Origin of the sequence: Micrococcus lylae NBRC 15355, assembly GCF_001570885.1 — a bacterium.
Lineage (GTDB): Bacteria > Actinomycetota > Actinomycetes > Actinomycetales > Micrococcaceae > Micrococcus > Micrococcus lylae.
Genome location: NZ_BCSN01000008.1, coordinates 58348 through 64347 on the forward strand (window position 1 = coordinate 58348; position 6000 = coordinate 64347).

At 69.9% G+C, this 6000-nt stretch carries 5 protein-coding genes and 1 pseudogene; 3 read left to right on the forward strand and 3 right to left on the reverse strand.

What is annotated here, in order from left to right; all coding sequences use genetic code 11:
- Positions 1-2: 2 nt before the first annotated feature.
- Positions 3-270, forward strand: a pseudogene (locus tag MLY01S_RS11995) (helix-turn-helix domain-containing protein); the annotation flags it as partial.
- 44 nt (positions 271-314) lie between these two features.
- On the opposite strand, the gene poxB reads toward MLY01S_RS11995, so the two are convergent.
- A complete protein-coding gene (poxB, locus tag MLY01S_RS03350) occupies positions 315-2030 on the reverse strand; it encodes a ubiquinone-dependent pyruvate dehydrogenase (RefSeq protein WP_067189297.1) in 1716 nt (571 codons plus the stop codon).
- A 130-nt stretch (positions 2031-2160) separates the two neighbouring features.
- The gene (locus tag MLY01S_RS12920; protein ID WP_255217999.1) at positions 2161-2286 is read right to left on the reverse strand and encodes a hypothetical protein; all 126 of its coding nucleotides are present in this window, start codon (positions 2284-2286) and stop codon (positions 2161-2163) included.
- Positions 2287-2420: 134 nt separating this feature from the next.
- On the opposite strand from MLY01S_RS12920, the gene MLY01S_RS03355 reads away from it, so the two are divergent.
- Together MLY01S_RS03355 and MLY01S_RS12925 are read left to right on the forward strand one after the other, a co-directional pair.
- Entirely contained in the window at positions 2421-3299 is an 879-nt protein-coding gene (locus MLY01S_RS03355) for a TspO-related membrane protein (protein WP_067189299.1), read from the forward strand.
- 197 nt (positions 3300-3496) lie between these two features.
- Positions 3497-4864, forward strand: a complete 1368-nt coding sequence (locus MLY01S_RS12925; RefSeq protein ID WP_067189301.1) for a thermonuclease family protein — start codon at positions 3497-3499, stop codon at positions 4862-4864.
- Positions 4865-4985: 121 nt separating this feature from the next.
- On the opposite strand, the gene MLY01S_RS03365 is transcribed toward MLY01S_RS12925, so the two are convergent.
- The coding region (locus MLY01S_RS03365; protein WP_067189317.1) for a YihY/virulence factor BrkB family protein at positions 4986-6000 on the reverse strand (1015 nt) is incomplete at its 5' end.

Here is a 6000-nt window from a genome sequence, read left to right on the forward strand (position 1 = left end):
TCATGACTCACGCTAACGCACCCCTGACCCCCCCTGGCCGTCTCAGGATGGTCCACCGCCACCTGAACGACCGGATCCCGCAGGCACACGTGGCCGCTTAAGTTCCGGGTCTCACGGCCCACGGTGGCCACCTGGGTGGCCCGTTACAAGGCTCAGGGCGAGGCAGGACTTCAGGACCTGCCCAGCCGGCCGCACCGTTCACCTGCCCAGCTCGATCCGGTCCTGGTCGCCCAGATCCACGCCTTGAGAAGGCAGAAGAAGTGGTCGGCATCACCGGATCCGTCCGTGTCAGGGCCGTCGTCGTGCGCGACAGGTCAGAACAGCTGGCGCAGGTTCGCCTTCGCGAGGTCGAGCAGCTTGGTGCCCTTGCCGTCGAGGACGGTGCGCATGGCGTAGAGCGCGAAGCCCTTGGCCTGCTCGAGCTCGATGCTCGGCGGGATCGTCAGCTCCTGACGCTCGGTCTTGACCACCAGCAGGGCAGGCCCGTCGTGGGCCAGGAAATCGCCCATCACCGCGGGCAGGTCCGTCGTGTGGTCCGCGCGGAAGCCCTTGATGCCGACTGCCTCCGCGATCGCTGCGAAGTCCGGGTTCTCCAGGCCCGTCCCATAGGGGACGAACCCGGCGGCCATCATCTCGAGCTCCACGAAGTTCAGCGAGTCGTTGTCGAACACGAGCGTCTTCACGGGCAGGTCGTTCTGCACGAACGACAGCAGCTCGCCGAGCATCATGGCCAGCCCGCCGTCGCCGGCCATCGCCACCACCTGGCGCGTGGGCTCGACCGCCTGGGCGCCGACCGCCTGGGTGACCGCGTTGGCCATGGAGCCGTGGGACATCGAGCCGATGATCCGGCGGCGCCCGTTCATCGTCAGGTACCGGGAGGCCCAGATCACCGGGGAGCCGACGTCGGGCAGGAACACCGCGTCATCGTCGGCCATCTCGTCGAGGAGGCGGGCCACGTACTGCGGGTGCACGCGTCCGCGTCCCGGGCTGGCCAGCTGGTCGAGGTCCTTGCGGGTCTTGGCGTAGTGCTTGAGCGCCTTGTTCAGGAACGCCGACGACGAGTTCCCGCGCAGCAGCGGCAGCAGGGCCTGGGCCGTCTCCTTCACCCCGCCCACGAGCGGCACGTCCACGGCCACCCGCCGGCCGATCTGCTCGCCGCGCACGTCCACCTGGATGACCGTGGCGTCCTCGGGGTAGAACTGCCGGTACGGCAGGGAGGAGCCGAGGATCAGCAGCGTCTCGGCCTCCTTGAGCGCGTGGTAGCCGGAGGCGAAGCCGAGCAGGCCGGTCAAGCCGACGTCATACGGGTTGTCGTACTCGATCCGGTCCTTGCCGCGCAGCGCGTGGACGATCGGGGCCTGCAGACGTTCCGCCAGGGCCACGACCTCGTCGTGGGCACCGGCCGCACCCGCACCGGCCAGGATGGTGATCCGCTTGGACGAGTCCAGGGCCTCGGCCGCCTCGCGCAGCACGGAGTCCGCCGGGATGACGCGGGACGGCGTGTGACGGATCACCTCGGGCTTCGCGGAGAGCTCGGTGAGGGCCACGTCGCCCGGGATCACGAGCACGGCCACGCCCCGCTGCTCGACGGCGGCCCGCATCGCCGTGCGCAGCATGCGGGGCATCTGGTCCGCCGAGGAGACGTGCTCCACGTAGACGGAGCACTCGCGGAACAGGTCCTGCGGGTGGGTCTCCTGGAAGTAGCCCGAGCCGATCTCCTCCGACGGGATGTGCGCGGCAATCGCGAGCACCGGGGTGCGGGAGCGCTGGGCGTCGAACAGGCCGTTGATCAGGTGGAGGTTGCCCGGACCGCACGAGCCCACGCAGACCGCGAGCTCATCCGTGAGCTGGGACTCGGCGGAGGCTGCGAAGGCCGCGGTCTCCTCGTGCCGGGTGTGCACCCACTGGATGCCGCCGTGGGAGCGCAGGGCCTCGGTCAGCCCGTTGAGGGAGTCCCCGGGCACGCCGTACATGCGGCGCACGCCCGAGGCGTGGAGGGTCTCGACGATGTTCTGGGCGACAGTGGCCACGGTGGAACCTCTTCTCTGGTCGGGAGGCGCCCGGGCCGGTTCGGCAGTGGGCGCCGCATTGCCTTCCACGCTAGGGGTCGAGGTCCCGGCCCGGCGAGGGGCGGCCGCCCGCAGGGGGCGTCCGACCCGGTCAGCGCAGCAGGTCGCGCTCGACCCAGCGCAGCAGGGACTCGCCCGCGGCGACGTCGGGCAGGTCCGCGGAGGCCACGGGGCCGTCCACGTCCAGCAGGAGTCCGATCGGGGAGATGTCGCGCATGTACTTTCACTAGGGGGCGGTGAATCCACAGTCCCCGCATGGACTTCTCGTCGGTGTGGATGCCTAGGATGGCGGCGAACGAACGGGCCGGGGTGCCTGCGCCCCGGCGCCTCCGTCTGGCCAGGGAGCACCCCATGAGCACGCACGTCGACAGCACTCAGGCGGGTCGCGCACTCGACTCGACCGTCGGGCGCATCGTCACCGCCGTCGTGGTGGTGGCCGCGCTGATTTTGATGATGGTCGGCATGGGCCTGTTCGGCGGCACGCGTGTGACCCACGCCGTCGGCGGCTGGCTCGATGAGGACGCCACCTGGCTGTCCGCCGGAGAGGCAGCCGGCTACATCTGGGGGCTCATCTACGCCGGCTTCGTCGGCTATGCGGTGTGGCAGCTGATGACTCCCACCCCCAGCCGGCGGCACGTGCGCATGCGCCCCTGGATCCTCGCGGGCATCGCCTTGAACATCGTGTGGCTCGCCGCCGTCGAGGCAGGGCTGCTGTGGGCCAGCGTGGCGGTGAGCATCGTGCAGCTGGCCGTCCTGCTGGTGATCCTGGTCCAGATGGAACGGCTTCCCGCGCCGGGTTGGGGCGAGCGGATCGCCGTGGACTGCGTCCAGGGGTTCTACCTCGGTTGGACAATGGTGTGCGTCTTCGTGAACGTCGCCGCGGGCCTGGCCTCCTCCGGCTGGGATGGCGGCCCCCTGATGCCTGTCACCTGGGCCGTGATCGCCGTCATCGCCCTCACCATTCTGAGCGCACTGCTCTCCGCCTATGACGGCGGACGGTTCTGTGTGGTCCTCGCCGTGGCCTGGGGCCTGTTCTGGATCGGGGTGAACCGTTCCGACGGCCGCGGCCTGCAGTCCGGCAGCCTGGCAGTCACCTCCTACGGCTGCGCTGTGGTGGTCATCCTCGCCTGGGCCGGCGCCCGTTGGCTGTCCGCGAAGTCGCCCACCGGCGAGGCCCGTGACCTCATCGCCGACGCCCTCGACGGCGACGGTCAGATCACCACGCGCTGACGCCTGGGCAACGTGGCCGACTGCGGCGGGCGGCCCCTATGGAGTTGGTCACAGTGATGCGGTTCTGACCTGGGAAGATGCTCGCACCAAGGTAAACTGGGAAAGTCCTGTACGGCCGCTCCTCAAAAACTTGGAGGCCGAAGGGCATCTCCCCTTGGCGAGGGCTCATCCCCTCTTCGCAGAAAGGACACAGCGTCGTGCCCGTTTCCCCCTCCCCCTCCAGCTCTCTGCGTCTTGCCGCCGCCCTCGGCCTCGGTCTGTCCCTGGTCCTCACCGGCTGCAATGTGGACCCGAACCCCTCGTCTGCCGCCGGGAGCTCTTCCTCGGAGTGGGCCAGCGAGACCAATGACTCGTCCTCCAGTGCGTCCGCCGACCGGTCCGCCGAAGCCCGTGAGTCCGAGCGGGTGGAAGACGGTCGCGGGGACGACGTCTCTGAGGAGTCGGCCCGTGAGTCCGAGAAGGCCGAGCGCGCCGAGAAGGAGCGTCAGGAGCGCGAAGCGCGCAAGGAGCAGGAGCGTGAGACGCAGGCCCGCGCCGAGGCCAAGAAGTCAGCCGCCGCCGAGCGCGAAGCCGAGCAGGCCGAGGCGAGCCGAAAGGCTGAGGCGTCAGCGGCCGCTGAGCGCAAGGCCGAGCAGGCCGCGGCTCAGCAGCGTGAGCGCGAGGCGGCTGACAAGAAGGCAGCCGAGGCGAAGGCCACCGAGCAGAAGACGGCCGAGCAGAAGACGGCCGAGCAGGCCGTCGCGACGGACGCTGCCCAGGCTGCCGCTCCGGCCCCTTCCCAGGCCTCCGCGAAGCCGGCTTCCCCTGCGTACGTGGACGGGGAGCGCGGCATCGTGGTCTCCGTGACCGACGGCGACACCCTGCGCATCCGCATCAACGGCGTGGAGGAGCGGGTCCGCCTGCTGAACATCGACACCCCGGAGACCAAGCATCCCTCGCACGGTGTGCAGTGCCTCGGTCCGGAGTCCACGGCCGCCCTCAAGAGCCTGGTCTCCCCGGGACAGCCCGTCACCCTGCGCTATGACAAGGAGCGGCGCGACCGCTACGACCGGGTCCTCGCCGGCGTCTGGGTCGGAGACACCTTCGTCAACGCCGAGATGGCCCGCCTGGGCCTGGGCGAGCCGGTGATCTTCCAGCCGAACGTCCGCTTCTACAACGAGGTCCACGCCGCCTGGCAGGAGGCCAAGGCCGCCGGCCGCGGCCAGTTCGCCTCCGGCCCCGGCTGCACTCCGGGCACGGCGTCCGCACCGGCCCAGGCCGCTCCGGCTCCGCAGCAGTTCGCCGCTCCCGCATCGAAGCCGGCCCCGGCCCCGGCCCCGGCATCGAAGCCGGTGGCAGCCCCGGCCCCGGCCCCGGCGCCGAAGCCCGCAGCGGGCGGCTCGGGCCCGGTGGCAGGCAACACGGCCACCAAGACCTGCCCGGCCTCCCACCCGGTCAAGGCCAATGACAACTCGGGCATCTACCACCTGCCGCACAACCAGGCGTACTCGCAGACCAACGCCCGCAACTGCTACGCCACCGCCGCGGCCGCCCAGGCCGCCGGCTACCGCGCGGCCAAGCGCTGACCCGCCTCACCTCCCGCGCCGCTGCGGCTGCGGAGGGGGGCGACACAAGCCGGGCCCCGGTCCTGCCTGACGCTGTCAGGAAGGACCGGGGCCCGGCGTGTGTGGGGTGTCCGTCGAGGAATCAGGAGTCGGCGCGCAGGGCGTATCCGGCCTCCTCCAGCTTCTCCTGGGCCTCGGCCTTCTTCACGAGGGCGGAGGTGTCCTTCGGAGGCAGGCTGAGGTGGCTCTCGGCGGCCACACCGGCGCGCAGCTGCTTGGCGCGTTCCCATTCGGCGTCCACGGACAGGCCGAGCAGCAGCACGATGTTGAAGACCCAGAGCGCGAACAGCAGGGCCATGACACCGCCGATGGCGCCGTACGAGGAGTAGCCGGCCAGGGTGGCGAAGTAGACGGACAGGGCCACGGCGGCCAGGATCATGCCGACGAAGGCGACGATGTTGCCCGGGCCGAAGACGGTGAACTTCGGCTTCTGCACGTTCGGGGTCAGGTAGTACAGGACGGCGATCATCAGCAGCACGAGCACGACGATGACCGGCCACTTCACCCACGTCCAGATCGGCAGGAACGAGTCCGTGAGGAAGCCCATGAGGTCATCGGCGCCGAGCGGCTCGGCGATCGGCTTCACGAGACCCTCCACCAGGGTGCGGTTCACGGCGAGGCAGATGAGGACGACCACGATGCCCACGAGCACCACCAGGGTGGCCAGCAGGTTGGCGGCGGTGAGCTTCACGAAGCCGCGGCCCTCCTCGTAGCCGTAGAGCTGGTTCGCGGCGCGGTTGAAGGCCTTCACATAGGCGGAGGCGGACCACAGGGCGGTGGCGATACCGATGATCAGCGCGATCACGCCGCCGGTGGACTGGTTCATCATGTTGTCCACGAGGTCGGTGACCAGCGGGGCGTAGTCGGGGGAGACGTTCTTGTCCACGATGTCCTGGACGAGGTCGTTCACCACGTCGCGGTTGCTGGCCATCACCAGGGTGATGATCGAGAAGATCGCCAGCAGGGCCGGGGCAAGGGACAGCACCATGAAGTAGGTGAGCTTCGCGGCAAGGTCCGTGCCGCCGGCGTTCAGGAAGGTCTTGATCGAACGCGAGAAGGCGTACTTCCAGCCGTCACCGCCGAGCTTCACGGCCTTG